The following is an 18,982-nucleotide window of genomic DNA, read 5'->3' on the forward strand; positions in this document are numbered from 1 at the left end:
TCCCCATGTGAGAGTAGGTCATCGTCAAGCACCTATCCCAAAACCCCTGGTCAGCAATGACCAGGGGTTTTGCTTTTGCGCACGGAAAAGCTCGGTGGCCTCTCTCGCGATTTCCTCCTGCGGGGCGTGCATCCTACCCTTGCTCTTGTCGACCTCAAGAGCCAGCCGTGGCTCATGTTGCAGTCAATCTCCGGGGGCGCATACAGTGCCTTGTTGTGCTGTATTGGCAGATCGGCGTCGCAGGCGTGCCGAAAGCGTCAGTTTCAATGGCATGGTATCCGCGTCGAGAGTCAGTTATGAGGCGCCAGCTTAACGGCTAGCTTGTTCTGCGAGGCGCCAATAATCATTGCTTGGTGCGGGCGTATCTACCGGGCTGTGTGCTGTGCCTGGTTTCTGGATTCGCAGGGCAGGCGTGTTCGCGGTTCACGAGCGAGGGGAAATAAGAGGCTGGATGAAGTTTGTGCCAGTGAGCCAAAAACTGCAGGTGTTCATGCGGTGGCACTGGTTGCTCTGCCCGCTGGCTAATCCTTCTCCTGGTACGCATTTCAACTATCGCTACAGGAGGACTCCAGCATCCATCCAGAACTTGCTAGGGAGGATTTCGTGGGGGGAAGTAAGTTTTGCGGACAATAAAAAAGGCGCCCTTTGGGCGCCTTTTTCGTCTTGCCTGGATCAACCGTTGAAGCGCTTCAGTACCAGGGTGGCGTTGGTGCCGCCGAAGCCGAAACTGTTGCTCATCACGGTGTCGAGCTTTGCGTTTTCACGGGTTTCACGGAGGATCGGCATATCTGCCACTTCCGGGTCCAGCTCTTCGATGTTGGCCGAGGCGGCGATGAAGTTGCCTTCCATCATCAGCAGGCAGTAAATCGCCTCATGTACGCCGGCAGCGCCGAGGGAGTGACCGGACAGGCTCTTGGTCGAGCTGATGGTCGGGGCATTGCCGCCGAAGACTTCGCGGATGCCGCGAATTTCCGCTACGTCGCCAACCGGCGTCGAGGTGCCGTGGGTGTTCAGGTAGTCGATCGGGGTGTCGACGGTGGACAGGGCCAGTTGCATGCAACGGATTGCGCCTTCACCGCTCGGAGCGACCATGTCGTAGCCGTCGGAGGTCGCGCCGTAGCCGACGATCTCGGCGTAGATCTTGGCGCCACGCTTGAGTGCGTGCTCAAGCTCCTCGACTACCACCATGCCGCCGCCGCCGGCGATGACGAAGCCGTCACGCTTGGCGTCGTAAGCGCGCGATGCCTTTTCCGGGGTTTCATTGTACTGGGTGGAAAGGGCGCCCATGGCATCGAACAGGCAGCTCTGGCTCCAGTGCTCTTCTTCACCGCCGCCAGCGAATACCACGTCTTGCTTGCCCATCTGGATCTGTTCCATGGCCTGGCCAATGCAATGCGCGCTGGTGGCGCAGGCCGAGGAGATGGAGTAGTTCACGCCCTTGATTTGGAAGGGGGTGGCCAGACAAGCCGAGACGGTGCTGCCCATGGTGCGGGTGACGCGGTATGGGCCGATGCGCTTGACGCCCTTTTCGCGCAGGGTATCGATGGCTTCCATCTGGTTCAGGGTGGAGGCGCCACCGGAACCGGCGATCAGGCCAGTGCGCGGGTTGGATATCTGCTCATGGCTCAGGCCGGAATCCTTGATGGCCTGTTCCATTGCCAGGTATGCATAGGCCGCGGCATCGCCCATGAAGCGATAGACCTTGCGGTCGATCAGCTCTTCGAGGTTGAGGTTCACCGAGCCGGAAACGTGACTGCGCAGGCCCATATCGGCGTAAGCCTGATTGTGGCGGATGCCGGCACGGCCGGCGCGCAGGTTGGCGGATACGGTGTCTTTGTCATTGCCCAGGCAGGATACGATGCCCAGGCCGGTGATCACGACGCGACGCATGCGGATAACCCTTAGAAGCTGTCAGTGGAAGTGAACAGGCCGACGCGAAGGCCTTCGGCGCTGTAGATTTCGCGACCATCGACACTGACACTGCCATCGGCGATGGCGAGGATCAGCGAACGGTTGATGGTGCGCTTGATATGGATGTTGTAAGTGACTTTCTTGGCGGTCGGCAGGACCTGGCCGAAGAACTTCACTTCGCCCGAGCCCAAGGCACGGCCGCGACCCGGATTGCCCTGCCAGCCGAGGTAGAAACCGACCAGCTGCCACATGGCGTCGAGACCCAGGCAGCCCGGCATCACCGGGTCACCTTCGAAGTGGCAGGCGAAGAACCACAGGTCCGGGTTGATATCCAGCTCGGCGACCAGTTCGCCCTTGCCATACTTGCCGCCGACTTCACTGATGTGAGTGATGCGGTCGATCATCAGCATGTTGGGGGAGGGCAGTTGCGCATTACCCGGGCCGAAGAGCTCGCCGCGGCTGCAGCGCAGCAGGTCTTCTCGGGTGAAGGCGTGTTGTTTGGTCATGCGAGCTCCTCAAAAATCCTGAACGGCAGGGCGATTATCGGTCGGCCTGCGGCTCCGCGCGCCATATTGTTCTTGCGGCGTCCAGCGGCAGCCTAGTCATAGACTATTGCCTTTGAGTTAAAGTCACAGCGCCGGGCGAACGGTTGTTCACTTTAATCCCTGCGCCTCGTTTATCTGGCCGCGGCGGCCATTTCGATCATCGCGGCGGACATTGGAGTGTGGGCGAAGCGGCTCGGTGGATCAACGCCCCTATGTCATCCAGCGCTGCAGAATCTTTTGCAATTCGGCGCGCTTGAACGGCTTGGCCAGGTAGTCGTTCATCCCTGCCTCCAGGCAGGCTTCGCGGTCGCCCTGCAGCGCGTTGGCTGTCAGGGCGATGATCGGCACCCCTTGCCGATCCGCGCGTGCACGAATCTGCCGTGTCGCCTCATAGCCGCTGAGCTGTGGCAGCCGGCAATCCATCAGTATCGCGTCGAACTCCTGCTGCGCTGCCATCCGCACTGCCTCTACACCGTCTCCGACTAGGGTGACGCTATAACCCAGGCTGCGCAACATCCCTTCGATGACCGTTTGATTGACCGGATTGTCTTCCACGAGCAGCACGGACTGACCGCTGGCCATGTCTGCGGCCTGTGGCCGGCCCGTGGGGGCGACGCGATGACGCGTGCGGAACGGCAGTGGTATCTCCAGGGTGAAGGTGGAGCCCAGGCCTTCCTCACTGGATGCATTCAAGGTGCCGCCCATGCGTTCCGCCAGGGTGCGGGCGATGGCCAGGCCGAGGCCGGTGCCGCCATAACGCCGCGACGTGGAGGAGTCCGCCTGCTGGAAGGCCTCGAACATATGCTCCAGGCGTTGCGCGGATATCCCTATTCCGCTGTCGCTCACCGCGCAGGTGAGCCAGAGCACTTCGTTGTCCAGCGGCTGCCAGCGCACCTGCAGACGGATCGCGCCCTCTTCGGTGAACTTCAGTGCGTTACCCAGCAGGTTGACCAGTATCTGGCGCAGGCGCGTCGGGTCGCCACGCACATCCAGTTGCTCCAGGCCTTCCTGCACTTCCAGGCTTAGCGTGAGCCCGCGTTGCTGGGCACTGTGCTGGAAGACCTGAACCGAGCCCTGGATCAGCTCCAGCAAATTGAAGGGGATACGTTCCAGTTCCAGGGCGCCGCGCTCGATGCGGGAGAAGTCGAGGATATCGTTGATCACCTTGAGCAGATGCTCGGTCGACTCGGTCGCCAGCGCGCTGTATTCCGCCTGCTCCTGATTAAGTTCCGTGGTTTCCAGCAATTGCAGCATGCCCAGGACGCCGTTCATCGGCGTGCGCAGTTCATGGCTCATCATCGCCAGGAAGTCCGACTTGCTGCGGTTGGCCTGTTCCGCTTCCTCGCGTGCGGCGACCAATTGGGCGATGCCGCGTTCCTGCTCCTGGCTGGCTTGCTGCAAGGCGCGGGCGAGGTTGTTGATGTGCCGTGCCAGATCACCGATTTCGCCGTCGTCCAGCACCGGCAGGCTGGTCTGGTAGTCGCCGGTCTGGATGGCTTGTACCGCATTGGCCATGGTGCTGATCGGTGCGGCGAGGCGGCGCGCCAGGCGACGTGCGAGGAGCAGGGTGAGGATCAGCGCCGAGAATGCCAGCAGGCTGGCCTTGAAGAGGATTTCCTGCTGACGATCGCTGAAAGCGTCGTTGGCCATGCCCACGACCACGCGTCCCAGGTAGTCCGCATCGGCGCTGGGTTCGTCGGGGAGGTCGGGGGCGCGCCATGTGGACGGCACGACGGGCATTGCCCGTTCGCGCTGAATGGGGGCATGGAACACCTCGATCTGGGCGTTGCTCGGGGGCGCGCTATCGGTGTCCTGCTCCGCATAGACGAGAATCTCGTCATTGCGGTTGCGTACCTCGATGAAGCGAACGTGGGGCGTGCTCAGGGTGGTGCGCAGCAGGCTTTGCAGTATCGGCAGGTTGCCCGAGAGCACGCCGTACTCCGCCGCCGGCGCGAGCTGGTTGGCGATGAGTTGGCCGGTGTGCGTCAGCTCCTGGCGCAGGTCCTGCAGGCGCGAGTAGGTGAAGTAGCCGGTGAGCAGCAATGTCAGCAGCAGTGCCGGGCCGAGACTGATGGCCAGCATGCGGGTCTGGATGTTCCAGCCCTTGGTTGCGCTCATGCTGCATTGCTCATGGCGGTGGCGGGGAGCGCCTGGAGGATTGAATACACGGAACGGCCTTGTTCTCGATGTTGATCAGATGACGGATGTTAAACGAGGCGACGTGCTTTTCCAGTACACCGATCTGTACTGGCCGGCTGCCGGAGCCGCCTTATAATGCCCCAATCGCCGCCGTCGCGCGGTTCGTTATGGAAGAGTCATGACTGAGCAGCAACCGATCGCCGTGTTGGGAGGTGGGAGCTTCGGCACCGCTTTCGCCAATCTGCTGGCGGAGAATGGCCAGCGCGTGCGCCAGTGGATGCGCGATGAGGAACAGGCCGCGGCTATCCGTGCCCAGCGCGAGAATCCGCGCTACCTCAAGGGGGTGCGCATTCACGATAACGTCGAGCCGGTCACCGACCTGGAGGGCACGCTCGCAGCCTGTGAGCTGATTTTCGTCGCCGTGCCGTCCGGCGCGCTGCGCAAGGTGCTCGAGCCGCATGCCGAGCAACTGGCCGGCAAATTGCTGGTCAGCTTGACCAAGGGTATCGAGGCGCAAAGCTTCAAGCTGATGAGCCAGATCCTCGAGGAAATCGCTCCACAGGCGCGCATCGGCGTGATCTCCGGCCCCAACCTGGCCCGTGAGATCGCCGAACACGAGCTGACCGCCACCGTCGTCGCCAGTGAAGACGAGGCGCTTTGCGAGCGCGTGCAGAGCGCGCTGCATGGGCGCACCTTCCGCGTCTATGCCAGTGCCGACCGTTTCGGCGTCGAGTTGGGCGGTGCGCTGAAGAACGTCTATGCGATCATCGCCGGCATGGCCGCCGCCCTCGGCATGGGCGAGAACACCAAGGGCATGCTGATCACCCGCGCCCTGGCGGAAATGACCCGTTTCGCGGTCAAGCTTGGCGCCAACCCCATGACATTCCTCGGCCTGGCCGGCGTTGGCGACCTGATCGTCACCTGTTCTTCGCCCAAGAGCCGCAACTACCAGGTCGGCTTCGCCCTAGGCGAAGGCCTGAGCCTGGAGGATGCGGTGGCGCGCATGGGCGAGACTGCCGAAGGCGTGAACACGCTCAAGGTGCTCAAGGCCAAGGCCGATGAGCTGGGCGTCTATATGCCGCTGGTCGCCGGGCTCTACGCCATTCTTTTCGGCGGGCGCACCCTGGCCCAGGTGATACAGGCGCTGATGAGCGGTGAGCCGAAGACCGACGTCGACTTCATTCCCACCAGTGGTTTCTAAGGAGGCCAAGCCATGTCCGCTGATCGTCTGGAAAAGGAATCGCTGATTCTGCGTGTCTTCTGGATGTTGTTGTTCGTGCTGGTCTGGCATGTCGCCGAGCTGATCCTTGGCGTTGTGGTGGTCATTCAACTGATCTACCGCATCATCTACGGGGCGCCCAGCGGCAGCCTGCTGGCCTTTGGCGACAGCCTCAGCCAGTTCCTCGCGCAGATCGGCCGTTTCGGCACCTTCAACACCGAAGAGAAGCCCTGGCCCTTCGCCGACTGGCCGACACCGCGCACACCCGACGGCGAGACCGCCCACAGCGTGCCGCCGGCGCCGCATCCGGTGCGCGACGAGGAGCCCAAGCTGTGAAGCTCTGGCTGCTGCGCCATGGCGAGGCAGAGCCCCATGCCCGCCGCGATGCCGAGCGCTGCCTGACCGCCCATGGGCGCAAGGAGGTGCTGCAGAGTGCCGGGCATCTGGCCGGGCATGAGATCGATGGCATCCTCGCCAGCCCCTACGTGCGCGCCCAGGAAACCGCCGAGCTGGTGCGTGAGGCGCTGGGCTTCGAGGGCGCGGTGGGCACCGTGCCCTGGTTGACGCCGGATGACGATCCGCGCGATGTGCTGCGTTTTCTCGACGGTCGCACCGAACGCAATCTGCTGCTGGTCAGCCATCAGCCGCTGATCGGCGCGCTGGGTGGCCTGCTGGTCCACGGCAGCCGCAACGAAGGCATCGCCATGACCACCGCCTCGCTGGCGGAATTGGAAGGCGAATGCCCGGTAGCGGGGTTGATGACATTGGTGTCGATCTATCACCCCGGGCACTCCTGACCGCTGATGGCTCAAGGCCCCGCCAGGGGCCTTGTCGTTTCTGCCCCTCGCCCCGGGTCGTCGCCGTGGGGGCCCGGCCCGCCTGAGGCCACCCGGCGAACGCGCCGGCGGCGTAATGCCCAGACGCATTTCTTCACAACAAAAGTTCACAGAGTGCCGCTTGCCTGTCGGGAAGGCGCGTGGAATATTCGCCCGAGCAAGTGCTTGGTTGATCTATCGCTACACCTCTGAAAACAACAAGAAAGGAGGGGCATGTGGTCACTGCAAATCGTTCTCCGCTCGAGCAATTCATTCAACGCGAAGCCCGCCATCCGCAGAAGCGCTATCTGGTCCAGCCGTTGCCTGGCGGCCAGGTGCAGACCCTGACCTGGGGCGAGGCGGGGCAGCAGGCGCGGCGTGCCGCAGCCTGGTTGCGCAGCCTGGCCATGCCGCCCGGCAGCCGCGTGGCGATCATTTCGAAGAACTGCGCACACTGGATCGTCGCCGATCTGGCCATCTGGATGGCCGGCCACGTTTCGGTGCCGCTGTATCCGAATCTCACGGCCGACTCGGTGCGCCAGGTGATGACCCACTCGGAGGCCAGGGTGGCGTTCATCGGCAAGCTCGACGACTGGCCGTCGATGGCGCCGGGCCTGCCCAGCGAAGTGCTCAGCGTCGCCTTGCCGCTGCACCCCCAGGGGCGCTTCGACCATGCCTGGAACGATCTGCAGGCCTGCGCGCCGATCACTGACGATCCGCACCCCGATCCCGCCAGCCTGGCGACCATCATCTACACCTCGGGCACCACCGGCACGCCCAAGGGCGTCATGCATTCCTTCGCCAACTTCGACTTCGCCGCCAGCCACGCCATGGCGTTGTTCGGCGTCGGCGAGGAGGACCGCCTGCTGTCTTATCTGCCGCTGTGCCACGTGGCCGAGCGGATGTTCGTCGAGATGGCCTCGATCTATGCCGGGCAGACGGTGTTCTTCGCCGAGAGCCTGGAGACCTTCGTCGCCGACATGCGCCGCGCGCGGCCGACGGTGTTCTTCGGCGTGCCGCGGATCTGGACCAAGTTCCAGATGGGCGTCTACGCGCAGATGCCGGCGCAGAAGCTCGAACGCCTCTTGCGCCTGCCCCTGATCGGCCGCCTGGTCGGGCGCAAGGTGCTCGCTGGGCTCGGTCTGGATGCGGTGCGCTATGCCTTGTGTGGCGCCGCGCCGGTGCCGCCGGCGCTGCTCGACTGGTATCAGCGGCTGGGCCTGAACGTGCTGGAGGTCTATGGCATGACCGAGAACTGCGGCTATTCCCATGTCTGCCGGCCAGGCCGGCAGAAGCCCGGCTGGATCGGCCAGTCCAGTCCCGGCGTGGAAGTGCGCATCAGCGACGAAGGCGAAGTCCAGGTGCGCAGTGGCGCCACCATGCTCGGCTACTACAAGGACCCGGAGCGCACCGCCGAGACGCTCACCGCGGATGGTTTCCTGCGCACCGGCGACAAGGGTGAGGAGGACGCCGAGCACAACCTGCGCCTGACCGGACGGCTCAAGGAAATCTTCAAGACCGGCAAGGGCAAGTACGTAGCGCCGGCACCCATCGAGAATCGCCTCGCGGTGCATTCGCGGATCGAGCAGATCTGCGTGGTCGGCGATGGCCTGGTGGCGCCCCTGGGCCTGTGCGTGCTCTCCGAAGTGGGCCGGCAGGAGGTGGCGAACGGTGCGCGGAGCGAGCTGGAAAGCAGCCTGCGGCGGCTGCTGGAGGAGGTCAACGGCGAGCTGGACAAGCACGAGCGCCTGGCTAGCCTGGTGCTGGTCAAGGACGTCTGGTCGGTGGACAACGGTTTCCTCACGCCAACCCTGAAGATCAAGCGCAACGTGGTGGAGAGCACCTATGGCGGACGTTTCAACGAGTGGGCCGAGCGCCGCGAAGCGGTGCAGTGGCATGAGTGAACGAAGCATCGCGCAAGGGAGGACAGCGCATGAGCCTGTGGCGTAGCACCCCGGATCTGGAGCATCTCAATGCCAACCTGAAGAACACCATTGGCGAGGTGCTCGGCATTCGCTTCGAGGCGTTCGGCGAGGACTCGCTGAGCGCCAGCATGCCGGTGGATGCGCGTACCCACCAGCCCTATGGTCTGCTGCATGGCGGCGCCTCGGTGGTGCTGGCGGAAACCGTCGGTTCCACCGCCAGCTACCTGTGCATCGACAGCAGCGCGTTCTACTGCGTGGGGCTGGAGGTGAACGCCAACCACTTGCGCGGCTTGCGCAGCGGGCGCGTGACGGCGGTGGCCAAGGCCGTGCACATCGGCCGCTCCACCCATGTCTGGGAAATCCGCCTGCATGGCGACGACGGCAAGCCGAGCTGCATTTCGCGGCTGACCATGGCGGTGGTGCCGCTGGCGCGCTAGGCCACGGTGCTCGCGTCGGAGGCGATTCAGCCAAGCGATGCCCAGCGCTGGGTATCGCTTGGCTCTTCCTACGAGCGGCACGGCGCATTCCCGGCCGTCGCGAGCGACGTGCGCCTCATCGACGCCGAGTAGCAGCGCTCTGCCTTTCCCCGGCAGCGCTGGGCCGGTGCCGACGAAGGGCCTGGTGCTGTCTTTTGGCCGGAGTGCCCTGGCCTCGGCGGGGTCTGGCGATTGTCGCGGCGGCGGCCCTGTTGGAGAATTTCCCGACCTTCCCCTCGGTTCATCGGCATGACACCTGCGATCTTTTTCGCCCACGCCAACGGCTTTCCTTCGGCCACCTACGGCAAATTGTTCGCTGCCCTGGCTCCGCAATACCAGGTGCACCACCTGGAGATGCACGGCCATGACCCGCGCTTCCCGGTCAACGCCAACTGGGAGAGCCTGGTCGATGAGCTGTTGCACCACCTGGCCGGGCTGGATCAGCCGGTCTGGGGCGTCGGCCATTCCCTCGGCGGGCTGCTGCATTACCATGCGGCGCTGCGCCAGCCGCAGCTCTACCGCGGCGTGGTGATGCTCGATTCACCGACCCTGACCCTCGCCGACCAATGGCTGATCCGCGCGGCCAAGCGTTTCGGCTTCATCGACCGCATCACGCCGGCCGGGCGCACCCTGGGGCGGCGCGAGGATTTCGCGGATGTCGACGAGGCGCTGCGCTATTTCGCCGGCAAGTCACTGTTCAAACGCTTCGACCCGGAGTGCCTGGAAGCCTATGTGCGCCATGGCCTGGCGGCGGGCGACGGCAGCGGCCTGCGGCTGAAGTTCGATCCGGCCACCGAGATCAGCATCTACCGCAACGTGCCGCATGTGACGCCGGGGCGCCCGCGCCAGTTGGCCGTGCCCCTGGCACTGGTGCGCGGCCGCCATAGCCGGGTGGTGTTGCCGCACCATGCCCGCGCGGTACGTCGCGTGCCGCAGGGGGAATACCTGTCGCTGCCCGGTGGCCACATGTTTCCCTTGGAGCGCCCGCAGGACACCGCGGACCTGCTGAAACAGATATTCGCGCGCTGGCAACGACGCGCCGCACAGGAGAGCCGATCGGCATGAGCGCCCAGGTCGAAGAAATCCGTCTGAACCTTCCGCACATCGAACTGGCCGCGCACCTGTTCGGCCCCGAGGATGGCAAGCCGGTGCTGGCCCTGCACGGCTGGCTGGACAATGCCATGAGCTTCGCGCGCCTGGCGCCGAAGCTACAGGGCCTGCGCATCGTCGCCCTCGACTTCGCCGGGCATGGGCATTCCGCGCACCGCGCCGCCGGGGCCGATTACTTGCTCTGGGACTATGCCTTCGATGTGCTGGCGGTGGCCGAGCAACTGGGCTGGCAGCGTTTTTCCCTGCTCGGGCACTCGATGGGCGCCATCGTTTCCGTCCTGCTCGCCGGGGCCTTGCCCGAGCGCATCGAGCGCCTGGCGTTGATCGATGGCCTGGTGCCCTACACCGGCGAAGCCGACAAGGCGCCGCAGAAGCTCGGCGAGGCGCTGAAGGCGCAACTGGCCTTGCCGGCCAAGCGCAAGCCGGTCTATGAGCGGATCGAGCGTGCCGTGCAAGCGCGCATGAAGGGTGTCGGCGCGGTCAGCCGCGAAGCCGCCGAGCTGCTCGCCCAGCGCGGCCTGATGCCGGTGCCCGGTGGTTTCACCTGGCGCAGCGATGCGCGCCTGACCCTGCCGTCGCCGCTGCGCCTGACCCAGGCCCATGCCGCCAGTTTCGTTCGCGCCGTGCAGTGTCCGCTCAGCCTGGTGCTGGCGCAGGGTGGCATGCTGGCCAACCAGCCGGGTATTCGCCGGCTGCTCGAAGGCCGGCCGTTCGAGGTCCATGAACTGCCCGGCGGCCATCACCTGCACCTCGACGACGAGGCCGGCGCCACGGCGGTGGCGGCGATCTTCCAGCCCTTCCTGAGCGCTTAGCCGCGGCGGGCATCACGCGGTTTCCGCCGGCGGCTTGACTAAACCGGGGCTTGCCGTGAGTCTGCACGGATCGCATCCGGGAGATTCTGCATGATCGAGCTCTATACCGCCGCCACGCCGAACGGGCACAAGGTCTCCATCGCTCTGGAAGAGTTGGGCCTGCCGTATCGGACGCACGTCCTCTCATTCGAGCGCAAGGAGCAGAAGACGCCGGAGTTCCTGCGCATCAACCCCAACGGACGGATTCCGGCGATCGTCGACGACGGCTTCGCGGTGTTCGAGTCCGGCGCCATCCTCATCTACCTGGCGGAGAAGACTGGCCGCCTGTTGCCGCAGGACCCCAAGGGCCGTTCCACGGCGTTGCAATGGCTGATGTTCCAGATGGGCGGGGTCGGGCCGATGCAGGGCCAGGCCAATGTGTTCTTCCGCTACTTCCCGGAAAAACTGCAAGGCGCCATCGACCGTTACCAGCACGAGACGCGGCGCCTGTACGAAGTGCTCGACGGCCGCCTCGGCGAGGTCGAGTACCTGGCCGGCGACTACGGCATCGCCGATATCGCTACCTTCCCCTGGGTGCGCCTGCATGACTGGGCCGGGGTCTCGGTCGAGGGCCTGGGCAACCTGCAACGCTGGCTGGCCGCGATCGAGGCACGCCCGGCGGTGCAGCGTGGCCTGCAGGTGCCGCCCCGGGAAACCCAGGACACCGCCAAGGCGGTGGATACCGCGCGCTCGATGCTGACCCGTTGAACATGGCGGCGCGTTTCCTGCCGTTGCTCGCTTGTGTGCTGCTGGCGGGCGGCGCCTGTGCCGCCGACCTGCCCGACAGCCACGACCTGGACGCCTTGCCGCGCTACCCGCGGGCGGAGATCGTCGATTACCTCGTCAGCCCGAGCGTCGAGCGCGTCTATCCGCTGGGGCCGATCAGCCGCATCAGCGGGCGCTTGCGCATGGAAGGCGAAGTGCGTGCCCTCGGCCAGCTCACCAGCCTGACCTACCGCCTGCCCGACGAGGAAGCCAGCCAGGCCGCCTTCGCCGCCGCGCGCAAGGCGCTGCTCAAGGCCGATGCCACGCCGTTGTTCTGGTGCGAGGGGCGTGACTGCGGTTCGAGCAGCCTGCTGGCCAACGCGGTGTTCGGCAACGCCAGCCTGTACGGCCCGGACGAGCAACAGGCGTTCCTGCTGGTACGCCTGGCGGCGCCGCAACGCGACAGCCTGCTGGCCGTCTACACCATCACCCGCGGCAATCGCCGCGCCTACCTGCATGCCGAGCAACTGGACGGCGCCGCGCCCCTGGGCGAATGGTTGCCCAGCGCGGCGACGCTGTTGCGCCTGCTCAAGGACAACGGCGAGCTGACCCTCAGCCATGTGCCCGCGCAACCCGGCGGCGCCTGGCTGGACCTGCTGGTGCGCACCCTGCGCCTGGATACCGGAGTGCGCGTCGAACTGGCCGGCAGCCACGCCGCCGACTGGCGCGCCGCGCTCAGCGCCCAGGGCGTGCGCGAGGCGCGCCTGGAGCTTGGCGGCACGACCGGCGAGGGCCTGCACCTCACCTGGCTGCGCTGATTCACCTACGCTGAAATTGCCCGATGTGGCCGCCTGGCGGCCGTCCGATCCGAAATCGCCGTGCTGAAAGGAGTCCGGCCCCGATGTTCGATAACCTGCTGTTGCGTATTCTCTTGCTGATCCTGCTCGGCGCCGGCCTCTGGGTTCTGGCGCCGTTCTGGTCGGCATTGTTCTGGGCCGCCGTGCTGGCCTTCGCCAGTTGGCCGCTGATGCGCTGGCTGACGCGTCTGCTGGGCGGTCGCGAGGCCCTGGCGGCGGGGTTGCTCACGGCGCTGTGGATCGTCCTGGTGGCGTTGCCGCTGCTCTGGCTGGGCTTCAGCGTGGTCGATCAGTTGCGCGCCGGGGTCGAGCTGATCAAGAACCTGCAGGTGTCCGGCCTGCCGCCGCCGCCGACCTGGCTGGCGCGCACGCCGCTGATCGGCGACCGGCTGATCGGCTGGTGGTACTCCGCCGACCAACAGGGCGTGGCGTTCTTCGCCAGCCTCAAGCCCTACATGGGCGAGATGGGCAACTGGGTGCTGGCGCGCTCGGCGAAGGTCGCCGCCGGTATGTTCGAGCTGGTCTTGAGCCTGGTCCTGATCTTCTTCTTCTACCGCGACGGCCTGCGCCTGGAGCGCTTCGCCCTGCAAATGCTGGAACGCCTGATCGGCGGCCGCGCCGAGCATTACATGGGGCTGATCGCCGGCACCGTGCAGCGGGTGGTCAACGGCGTCATCGGCACCGCCGCCGCCCAGGCGGTGCTGGCCTGCATCGGTTTCCTCATCGCCGGGGTGCCCGGCGCGCTGTTGCTCGGTCTGCTGACCTTCGCCTGCAGCCTGCTGATGTTCCCGCCGTTGATCTGGGGCCCGGCCACCGCCTGGCTGTTCTTCCAGGGCAACTATGGCTACGGGGTGTTCCTCGGCATCTGGGGCTTCTTCGTCATCAGCGGCGTGGACAACATCCTCAAGCCCTACCTGATCAGCCGCGGCGGCAACCTGCCGCTGGTGGTGGTGCTGCTCGGCGTGCTGGGCGGCCTGCTCAGCTTCGGCTTCATCGGCCTGTTCCTCGGCCCGGTGCTGCTGGCGGTGGTCTACAACCTGGTCACCGACTGGATCGAGAGTCCCAAGCGCCTGCAGCCGCCGGGCGGCCAGGACGGCGGGCCGCGCCAGGGCTGAAACCCGCGCCCCTGTTCAGCGGGCGCTGTCGATGGCGCTGCTGCGCACCGTGAGCAAGCGGTCGCGGCCGGCGCCGAGGCCGGCGGCCAGGGCGCCGAGGCTGACCGCCACGAAGATCGCACCGACCGCGCCCCAGCCCTGGGTCAGGTCGTGCACCAGGCCGACCAGGAACGGGCCCAGCGCGGCCAGGGTGTAGCCCACGCCCTGGGCCATGCCGGAGAGGTGCGCGGCGACATGCGCGTCGGGCGAGCGCAGCACGATCAGCGCCAGGGCGATGCTGAAGGCGCCGCCCTGGCCCAGGCCAAGCACCAGCGCCCAGCCCCAGATTCCCTCTAGCGGTGCATAGAGGAAGCCCAGCAGGCCACCCAGGGTCAGGCCGAGCACCAGCGCCAGCATCGCCCGCTGATCACGCCCGCGGGTCGCCAGCCAGGGCGCCGCCAGGGCGCTGAACAACTGCACCAGCACCGAGCCGGAGAGCACCAGCCCGGCCTCGGCCGGACTCAGGCCGCGGTCGATGAGGATCGATGGCAGCCAGCCGAACACCACGTAGGCCAGCGACGATTGCAGGCCCATGTACAGGGTCACCTGCCAGGCCAGGGCGTCACGCCACAGGCCTTTGACCTCGAACGCCTGGCGGTGCGCGTGCCGGCCCTGGCGCGTCTGTGGCAGCCAGGCCACGGCGGCGAGCACGGCCGGTAGCGCCCAGCAGGCCAGGGCCGGCTGCCAGCGCTGGCCGAAGTGCTCGCTGAGCGGCACCGTGGCGCCGGCCGCCAGCGCCGCGCCCAGGCACAGGGCCATGGTGTAGACGCCGGTCATGACCCCGGCGATGTGCGGGAAGTCGCGTTTGACGATGCCCGGCAGCAGCACGCCGATGATGCCGATGCTGGCGCCGGCCAGCAGGCTGCCGAGGAACAGCCCGCTCGGCGGGAACAGGCTGCGCAGGACGATGCCGGCGGCCAGCAGCAGGAGGATCGCCAGCACCGTGCGTTCCGCGCCCAGGCGTGCGGCCAGGCGCGGTGCCAGAGGGGCGAACAGGCCCAGGCAAAGCACCGGCAGGGTGGTCAGCAGACCCGCCGCGGCCGCCGACAGGCCGGTGTCCTGGCGGACCTGGTTGAGCAGTGGCGCCAGGCTCGACAGCGCCGGGCGCAGGTTCAGGGCGACCAGCACCAGACCGAGCAGCAGCAGCCAGGGGCGCAGCGGCGCCGCTGGCGCGGCGGGCAGGTCGTCGATCTCGGCGTCAATCAGCAGTTCCTCGACGCGGTGGGGCTTGTGCTCGGACATGGTGGGACTCGCCAGGCAGTGAAAGGCTGTGGATCAGATCAGTAGCGCGCGGTTGGCCGTGGCCGCCGCGTCGGCGTCGCCGCGCTCGATGGCGGCGAGCAGTTGGCGGTGCAGTTCGAACGCCGGCTGCGGGCGGCCGGGCTCGCTGATGGTGCGCTCCAGGCCGGCACGGATGACTCGCGAGAAGTAACGGTACAGCTCGCTGAGCAGCGGGTTGTGGGCGCTGTCCACGACGCGCTGGTGGAAGGCCAGGTCATGGGCGATGTAGTCGTCCAGCCGGGGGCTGCCGTACAGGCTTTCGCTGGCTTCCAGGGCCTGGCGCAGCTCGACGATGTCCGCATCGCTGCGGCGCAGGGCGGCCAGTCGCGCGGCCTCCACTTCGATCACCGCGCGCGCCTCCAGGGCCTGTTCGATGGAGCCGCGGGCCAGCGCCAGCATGGTGTCCAGCGGGTCGGCGCAGGCGCGCACGTAGGTGCCGTCGCCCTGGCGCACTTCCAGCACGCCGGAGAAGGTCAGCACGCGCACCGCTTCGCGCACCGTGTTGCGGCTCATGCCGAGGATTTCCGCCAGCTCGGGCTCCGGCGGCAGGCGTTGGCCCAGGGACCAGGCGCCGCTGTCGATGCGCAGGCGGATCTGCTCCAGGGCGATATCCACCAGGGAGCGTTTCAGGGAGGTCGTGCCCATGGAAACATCCAATCATCGGATGAATTTTCGCGCAGGGTAAAGCAGCCCCGGGGTTGCCGGCAAGGCGGCCGGGCCGCGCCGAGCCGGCGGGCGGTGTCGTGGCGCGGGGAGGGTGAGGTTCGCGGCGGCGCCGCCGCGGTGGCGCCGATACGAGGGCGCGGGCCGGATCGCGTAAGGTTGCCGATCGCGGCCCGCGTGGGGCTCAGGCGGCGATGTTCACCAGGCTGCCGCTGGTGCTCTGGTAGCTGCTGGAGCTGCTGTCCTGATAGTGCTTGGCCAGCATGCTGAGCATTTGCTGGATCATCGCGCTGCTGCTGCTGCTGCTGCTGCTGTCGCTGGAGCTGCTGCTGGAACTGCTGCTATCGCTGGCGCTGATGCCGCTCACGGCGCTGTCGCTCGGCGGCGGGGGCGGCGGCATGTCGGCCGAACCCTTGGCCTGCTGTAGCGCGCTGCTCAGTTCGCTCTGGCTGATGCTGCCGTTGCCGTCGCTGTCCAGGGTGCTGAAGAGGTCGCTGATCTGGCTGCTGTTCGTGCTGGCGCTGGTGGAGCCGCTGGAACTGCTGGCGCTCAGGGCGCTGCTCAGTTCGTCGCTGCTGATGCTGCCGTCGCCGTTGCTGTCCAGGCTGCCGAGCAGATCGCTGGCGGCCTGGTCGGCGGAGGGCGGCGGCGGTGGCATGTCGCCCTTGGCCTGCTGTAGCGCGCTGCTCAGTTCGCTCTGGCTGATGCCGCCGCTACCGTCGCTGTCGAGCTGGGCGAGCAGGCCGTCGATGTCGATGCTGCTGGAGCTACTGGAGCTGCTGCTGTCGCTCGAGGACAGGGCGCTGCTCAGCTCGTCGCTGCTGATGCTGCCGTCGCCGTTGCTGTCCAGCGAGGTGAACAGGTCTTGCTCGAAGCTCTTGCGATTGCTCGTGCTGCTGGTGCTGGCCGTGGCGTTGCTGGAACTGCTGCTCGAATTACTGCCGCGCAGCGCGCTGGTAAGCGCGGCGCCGCTGTAATAGCTGCTGTAGCCGCTGACTCCGCTGATCATTGGACTGCCTCCATGACGATGGAAAGGCCGGAGCGGGGTTCTCCGGTCTTGGCAGTCTTGGTCCAGGGCTTGTCGGCGGTATGTGCGCTTTGTATGCCCGCCGACAAAGTGCCATCAGACGCGCGGCAGGCTCAGCACGGCGGTGGCGCCGCCGCCGGGGGTTTCCTCGAAGCGCAGGTCGCCGCCCTGCCGGCGCGCAGCCTCACGGGCGATGGCCAGGCCCAGGCCGACGCCGCCGGAGTTGCGGTTGCGCGAGCCCTCCAGGCGGAAGAACGGCTCGAACACCTGCTCGCGCATATCCGCCGGGATTCCCGGGCCGTGGTCGCGCACGCGCACTTGCACCTCCTCGCCACTGTCGCGCAGCTCGAAGCAGACGTCGCCGGCATAGCGCAGGGCATTGTCCAGCAGGTTGTTCAGGCACGAGCGCAGGGCCATGGGCTGCACCTTCAGCGGGGCGCAGTGGCCTTCCACGCTGACCTTCGCGCCGCGTTCGCAGGCATCCTCGGCCAGGGAGTCGACCAGCGCCTTGATATCGAACCACTGCATGGGCTCGCTGGCGCGCTCCTGATGCAGGTAGTGCAGGGTGGAATCGAGCATGGCGATCATCTCGCCCAGGTCCTGGGCCATGCGCGTGCGCAGTTGCGGGTTGTCGATTTCCTCGACGCGCAATTTCAGGCGCGACAGCGGCGTGCGCAGGTCATGGGACACCGCCACCAGCATGCGGCTGCGTTGTTGCACCTGCTCGCGGATGCGTTCGCGCATGCGGTTGAAGGCCTGCGCCGCGCGCTTGGCCTCGCGCGGGCCGGTTTCCGGCAGCGGCGGGCTGTCGAGGTCCTCGCTCAGGCTCAGGGCAGCGTCGCCCAGGCGTTGTACCGGACGCGCGAGCAGGCGCGCGCCTATCCAGGCGGCGCCGACCAGGGTGATGAGCTGGAAGACGAACGGGCCGCCCCAGAACGGCGGGTGGTGGGGGGGCGGAGGCGGCCTGCGCTCGGCGCCCTCGAACATGGCTTCCGGCGGCGGTGGTGGAGGTGGCGGCGGGTGGCCGTAATGGTGGAACCAGACGAACGCCAGCAGGTGGGCCAGCACGATGGCCAGCAGGAAGACCCCGAACAGACGGGCGTACAGGCTGTCCGCGAAGTGCAGCGAGCGCTTCTTTTTCATGGTCGGGGCCCCCGGTGCCGCGTCTTGCCGGTCAGGCGATGTCGCGGACATCGAAGAGGTAGCCTTCGCCACGCACGGTCTTGATCAGGCGGGGCGAGCGCGGGTCGTCGCCGAGTTTCTGGCGCAGGCGCGAGACCAGCAGGTCGATGCTGCGGTCGAAGGCCTCGATGGCGCGACCGCGGGCGGCGTCCAGCAGCAGCTCGCGGTTGAGCACCCGGCGGGGACGTTCGAGGAACACCCAGAGCAGGCGGAATTCGGCATTGGACAGCGGCACCACCAGGCCGTCGGGCGAGTGCAATTGGCGCAGCACGCTGTCCAGCCGCCATTGGTCGAAGCGCACCTGGGCGCGCGGTTCGCCGCCCTTGGCTTCGTCGCCGCGCACGCGGCGCAGGATGGTCTGGATGCGCGCCACCAGCTCGCGCGGCTCGAAGGGCTTGGCCATGTAGTCGTCGGCGCCCAGTTCCAGGCCGATGATGCGGTCGGCCGGCTCGCAGCGCGCGGTGAGCATGAGGATCGGGATGTCCGATTCGCTGCGCAGGTAACGGCACAGCGACAAGCCGTCCTCGCCGGGCAGCATCAGGTCGAGGACCACCACGTCGAAACTCTCCTCGGCCAGCGCCTTGCGCATTTCCTGGCCGTTGGCCACGCCGTATGCCTCGATGTTGAACCGCGCCAGGTAGCCGCAGAGCAGTTCGCGGATGGGCTCGTCGTCGTCCACCAGCAGGGCGCGGGTGGTCCAGCGTTGCGGGGCGTCGAGGGCGGCGGGGGAGGAACTGCTGTACATGGGGTACCTGTCACTGGTGACGCGGGTGGGGCGCGTCGGCTAAGACGGATGCTAACCCGCTGCTACACGGGCGGCCACTTTGCGCGAGGGTGACAGCTGCGGATATCGACAGAATGTCGTCAATGTATCCGATTCGATACGCAGCCCGGAGGGGCGCGGCAGAGGCCTTTTTACGCTTTCTTTATGCCTGCCGTGAGGCCCGCCAATCGCATCTTTACGCCGCTGTTGCGGAAACTTTCTCCAGCGCAAGGATTCGCCTGCGTGAGGAGAAATAGACATGAGCGTTCTCGACGGAGTGTCCCTGGTGCTGGCCACGGCACTGTTCATCTATCTGCTGGTGGCGCTGCTGCGCGCCGACCGCTCGTAAAGGAGGGCGC

General features: G+C 66.6%; 19 protein-coding genes. 11 read left to right on the plus strand and 8 right to left on the minus strand.

Annotation, left to right across the window (positions count from 1 at the left end; genetic code table 11):
• Window positions 1–672: 672 nt before the first annotated feature.
• The 3 genes from fabB to BLQ74_RS07870 form a co-directional block, all read right to left on the minus strand.
• Window positions 673–1,890, minus strand: coding sequence for a beta-ketoacyl-ACP synthase I (gene fabB / locus BLQ74_RS07860; protein WP_090262003.1), 1,218 nt, complete (start codon window positions 1,888–1,890; stop codon window positions 673–675).
• 11 nt (window positions 1,891–1,901) lie between these two features.
• A complete protein-coding gene (gene fabA / locus BLQ74_RS07865) occupies window positions 1,902–2,417 on the minus strand; it encodes a 3-hydroxyacyl-[acyl-carrier-protein] dehydratase FabA (RefSeq protein WP_090262004.1) in 516 nt (171 codons plus the stop codon).
• Window positions 2,418–2,666: 249 nt separating this feature from the next.
• Complete coding sequence (locus BLQ74_RS07870; protein WP_090262005.1) at window positions 2,667–4,574, minus strand: ATP-binding protein; 1,908 nt, start codon at window positions 4,572–4,574, stop codon at window positions 2,667–2,669.
• A gap of 199 nt (window positions 4,575–4,773) precedes the next feature.
• On the opposite strand from BLQ74_RS07870, the gene BLQ74_RS07875 reads away from it, so the two are divergent.
• From BLQ74_RS07875 to BLQ74_RS07920, 10 genes are all read left to right on the plus strand, one after another.
• Window positions 4,774–5,796 carry an NAD(P)H-dependent glycerol-3-phosphate dehydrogenase gene (locus tag BLQ74_RS07875; protein WP_090262006.1) on the plus strand — a complete coding sequence of 341 codons (1,023 nt, stop codon included), beginning with the start codon at window positions 4,774–4,776 and terminating at the stop codon, window positions 5,794–5,796.
• A 12-nt stretch (window positions 5,797–5,808) separates the two neighbouring features.
• Complete coding sequence (locus BLQ74_RS07880; protein ID WP_090262007.1) at window positions 5,809–6,150, plus strand: DUF4389 domain-containing protein; 342 nt, start codon at window positions 5,809–5,811, stop codon at window positions 6,148–6,150.
• Entirely contained in the window at window positions 6,147–6,611 is a 465-nt protein-coding gene (sixA, locus tag BLQ74_RS07885; RefSeq protein WP_090262008.1) for a phosphohistidine phosphatase SixA, read from the plus strand. Before BLQ74_RS07880 ends, sixA begins: the two co-directional genes overlap by 4 nt.
• A gap of 254 nt (window positions 6,612–6,865) precedes the next feature.
• On the plus strand, window positions 6,866–8,533 hold the full coding sequence (locus BLQ74_RS07890; RefSeq protein ID WP_090262009.1) for an AMP-binding protein: 1,668 nt from the start codon (window positions 6,866–6,868) through the stop codon (window positions 8,531–8,533).
• A gap of 29 nt (window positions 8,534–8,562) precedes the next feature.
• The gene (locus tag BLQ74_RS07895) at window positions 8,563–8,991 is read left to right on the plus strand and encodes a hotdog fold thioesterase (protein WP_090262010.1); all 429 of its coding nucleotides are present in this window, start codon (window positions 8,563–8,565) and stop codon (window positions 8,989–8,991) included.
• 288 nt (window positions 8,992–9,279) lie between these two features.
• Window positions 9,280–10,095 carry an alpha/beta fold hydrolase gene (locus BLQ74_RS07900; protein WP_090262011.1) on the plus strand — a complete coding sequence of 272 codons (816 nt, stop codon included), beginning with the start codon at window positions 9,280–9,282 and terminating at the stop codon, window positions 10,093–10,095.
• Window positions 10,092–10,952, plus strand: a complete 861-nt coding sequence (locus tag BLQ74_RS07905) for an alpha/beta hydrolase (RefSeq protein WP_090262012.1) — start codon at window positions 10,092–10,094, stop codon at window positions 10,950–10,952. Before BLQ74_RS07900 ends, BLQ74_RS07905 begins: the two co-directional genes overlap by 4 nt.
• A 90-nt stretch (window positions 10,953–11,042) precedes the next feature.
• Window positions 11,043–11,699 carry a glutathione S-transferase family protein gene (locus tag BLQ74_RS07910; protein WP_090262013.1) on the plus strand — a complete coding sequence of 219 codons (657 nt, stop codon included), beginning with the start codon at window positions 11,043–11,045 and terminating at the stop codon, window positions 11,697–11,699.
• Window positions 11,700–11,701: 2 nt separating this feature from the next.
• A complete protein-coding gene (locus tag BLQ74_RS07915) occupies window positions 11,702–12,514 on the plus strand; it encodes a DUF4892 domain-containing protein (RefSeq protein ID WP_090262014.1) in 813 nt (270 codons plus the stop codon).
• 83 nt (window positions 12,515–12,597) lie between these two features.
• Window positions 12,598–13,668 carry an AI-2E family transporter gene (locus tag BLQ74_RS07920; protein WP_090262015.1) on the plus strand — a complete coding sequence of 357 codons (1,071 nt, stop codon included), beginning with the start codon at window positions 12,598–12,600 and terminating at the stop codon, window positions 13,666–13,668.
• A gap of 15 nt (window positions 13,669–13,683) precedes the next feature.
• Here the strand turns inward: BLQ74_RS07920 and BLQ74_RS07925 are convergent, their stop codons facing one another.
• The 5 genes from BLQ74_RS07925 to BLQ74_RS07945 all read right to left on the minus strand — a co-directional run bounded on the left by BLQ74_RS07925 (window position 13,684) and on the right by BLQ74_RS07945 (window position 18,605).
• The gene (locus tag BLQ74_RS07925) at window positions 13,684–14,949 is read right to left on the minus strand and encodes a CynX/NimT family MFS transporter (RefSeq protein WP_090262016.1); all 1,266 of its coding nucleotides are present in this window, start codon (window positions 14,947–14,949) and stop codon (window positions 13,684–13,686) included.
• A gap of 33 nt (window positions 14,950–14,982) precedes the next feature.
• Window positions 14,983–15,633 carry a FadR/GntR family transcriptional regulator gene (locus BLQ74_RS07930; RefSeq protein WP_090262017.1) on the minus strand — a complete coding sequence of 217 codons (651 nt, stop codon included), beginning with the start codon at window positions 15,631–15,633 and terminating at the stop codon, window positions 14,983–14,985.
• A gap of 202 nt (window positions 15,634–15,835) precedes the next feature.
• Window positions 15,836–16,660 (minus strand): EF-hand domain-containing protein, encoded by an 825-nt coding sequence (gene xopAW / locus BLQ74_RS07935; protein ID WP_090262018.1) that lies wholly within the window; start codon window positions 16,658–16,660, stop codon window positions 15,836–15,838.
• 114 nt (window positions 16,661–16,774) lie between these two features.
• Window positions 16,775–17,821 carry a sensor histidine kinase gene (locus BLQ74_RS07940; protein WP_244507161.1) on the minus strand — a complete coding sequence of 349 codons (1,047 nt, stop codon included), beginning with the start codon at window positions 17,819–17,821 and terminating at the stop codon, window positions 16,775–16,777.
• A gap of 31 nt (window positions 17,822–17,852) precedes the next feature.
• Entirely contained in the window at window positions 17,853–18,605 is a 753-nt protein-coding gene (locus BLQ74_RS07945; protein WP_090262020.1) for a response regulator, read from the minus strand.
• A 277-nt stretch (window positions 18,606–18,882) separates the two neighbouring features.
• Between BLQ74_RS07945 and kdpF the strand changes: the two genes are divergently transcribed.
• On the plus strand, window positions 18,883–18,972 hold the full coding sequence (gene kdpF / locus BLQ74_RS07950; protein ID WP_090262021.1) for a K(+)-transporting ATPase subunit F: 90 nt from the start codon (window positions 18,883–18,885) through the stop codon (window positions 18,970–18,972).
• Window positions 18,973–18,982: the final 10 nt, after the last annotated feature.

Source organism: Pseudomonas panipatensis, assembly GCF_900099785.1.
In the GTDB taxonomy this organism is placed as follows: Bacteria; Pseudomonadota; Gammaproteobacteria; order Pseudomonadales; family Pseudomonadaceae; genus Pseudomonas; species Pseudomonas panipatensis.

Excerpts from the sequence above, each read along its gene's own strand:
- BLQ74_RS07915 (WP_090262014.1), top strand. The coding sequence starts at position 11,702 with ATGGCGGCGCGTTTCCTGCCGTTGCTCGCTTGTGTGCTGCTGGCGGGC.
- fabA (WP_090262004.1), bottom strand. The coding sequence starts at position 2,417 with ATGACCAAACAACACGCCTTCACCCGAGAAGACCTGCTGCGCTGCAGC.
- BLQ74_RS07905 (WP_090262012.1), top strand. The coding sequence starts at position 10,092 with ATGAGCGCCCAGGTCGAAGAAATCCGTCTGAACCTTCCGCACATCGAA.
- BLQ74_RS07875 (WP_090262006.1), top strand. The coding sequence starts at position 4,774 with ATGACTGAGCAGCAACCGATCGCCGTGTTGGGAGGTGGGAGCTTCGGC.
- BLQ74_RS07900 (WP_090262011.1), top strand. The coding sequence starts at position 9,280 with ATGACACCTGCGATCTTTTTCGCCCACGCCAACGGCTTTCCTTCGGCC.
- BLQ74_RS07895 (WP_090262010.1), top strand. The coding sequence starts at position 8,563 with ATGAGCCTGTGGCGTAGCACCCCGGATCTGGAGCATCTCAATGCCAAC.
- BLQ74_RS07930 (WP_090262017.1), bottom strand. The coding sequence starts at position 15,633 with ATGGGCACGACCTCCCTGAAACGCTCCCTGGTGGATATCGCCCTGGAG.
- fabB (WP_090262003.1), bottom strand. The coding sequence starts at position 1,890 with ATGCGTCGCGTCGTGATCACCGGCCTGGGCATCGTATCCTGCCTGGGC.
- kdpF (WP_090262021.1), top strand. The coding sequence starts at position 18,883 with ATGAGCGTTCTCGACGGAGTGTCCCTGGTGCTGGCCACGGCACTGTTC.
- BLQ74_RS07940 (WP_244507161.1), bottom strand. The coding sequence starts at position 17,821 with ATGAAAAAGAAGCGCTCGCTGCACTTCGCGGACAGCCTGTACGCCCGT.
- BLQ74_RS07870 (WP_090262005.1), bottom strand. The coding sequence starts at position 4,574 with ATGAGCGCAACCAAGGGCTGGAACATCCAGACCCGCATGCTGGCCATC.
- BLQ74_RS07920 (WP_090262015.1), top strand. The coding sequence starts at position 12,598 with ATGTTCGATAACCTGCTGTTGCGTATTCTCTTGCTGATCCTGCTCGGC.
- BLQ74_RS07945 (WP_090262020.1), bottom strand. The coding sequence starts at position 18,605 with ATGTACAGCAGTTCCTCCCCCGCCGCCCTCGACGCCCCGCAACGCTGG.
- xopAW (WP_090262018.1), bottom strand. The coding sequence starts at position 16,660 with ATGATCAGCGGAGTCAGCGGCTACAGCAGCTATTACAGCGGCGCCGCG.
- BLQ74_RS07910 (WP_090262013.1), top strand. The coding sequence starts at position 11,043 with ATGATCGAGCTCTATACCGCCGCCACGCCGAACGGGCACAAGGTCTCC.
- BLQ74_RS07925 (WP_090262016.1), bottom strand. The coding sequence starts at position 14,949 with ATGTCCGAGCACAAGCCCCACCGCGTCGAGGAACTGCTGATTGACGCC.
- BLQ74_RS07880 (WP_090262007.1), top strand. The coding sequence starts at position 5,809 with ATGTCCGCTGATCGTCTGGAAAAGGAATCGCTGATTCTGCGTGTCTTC.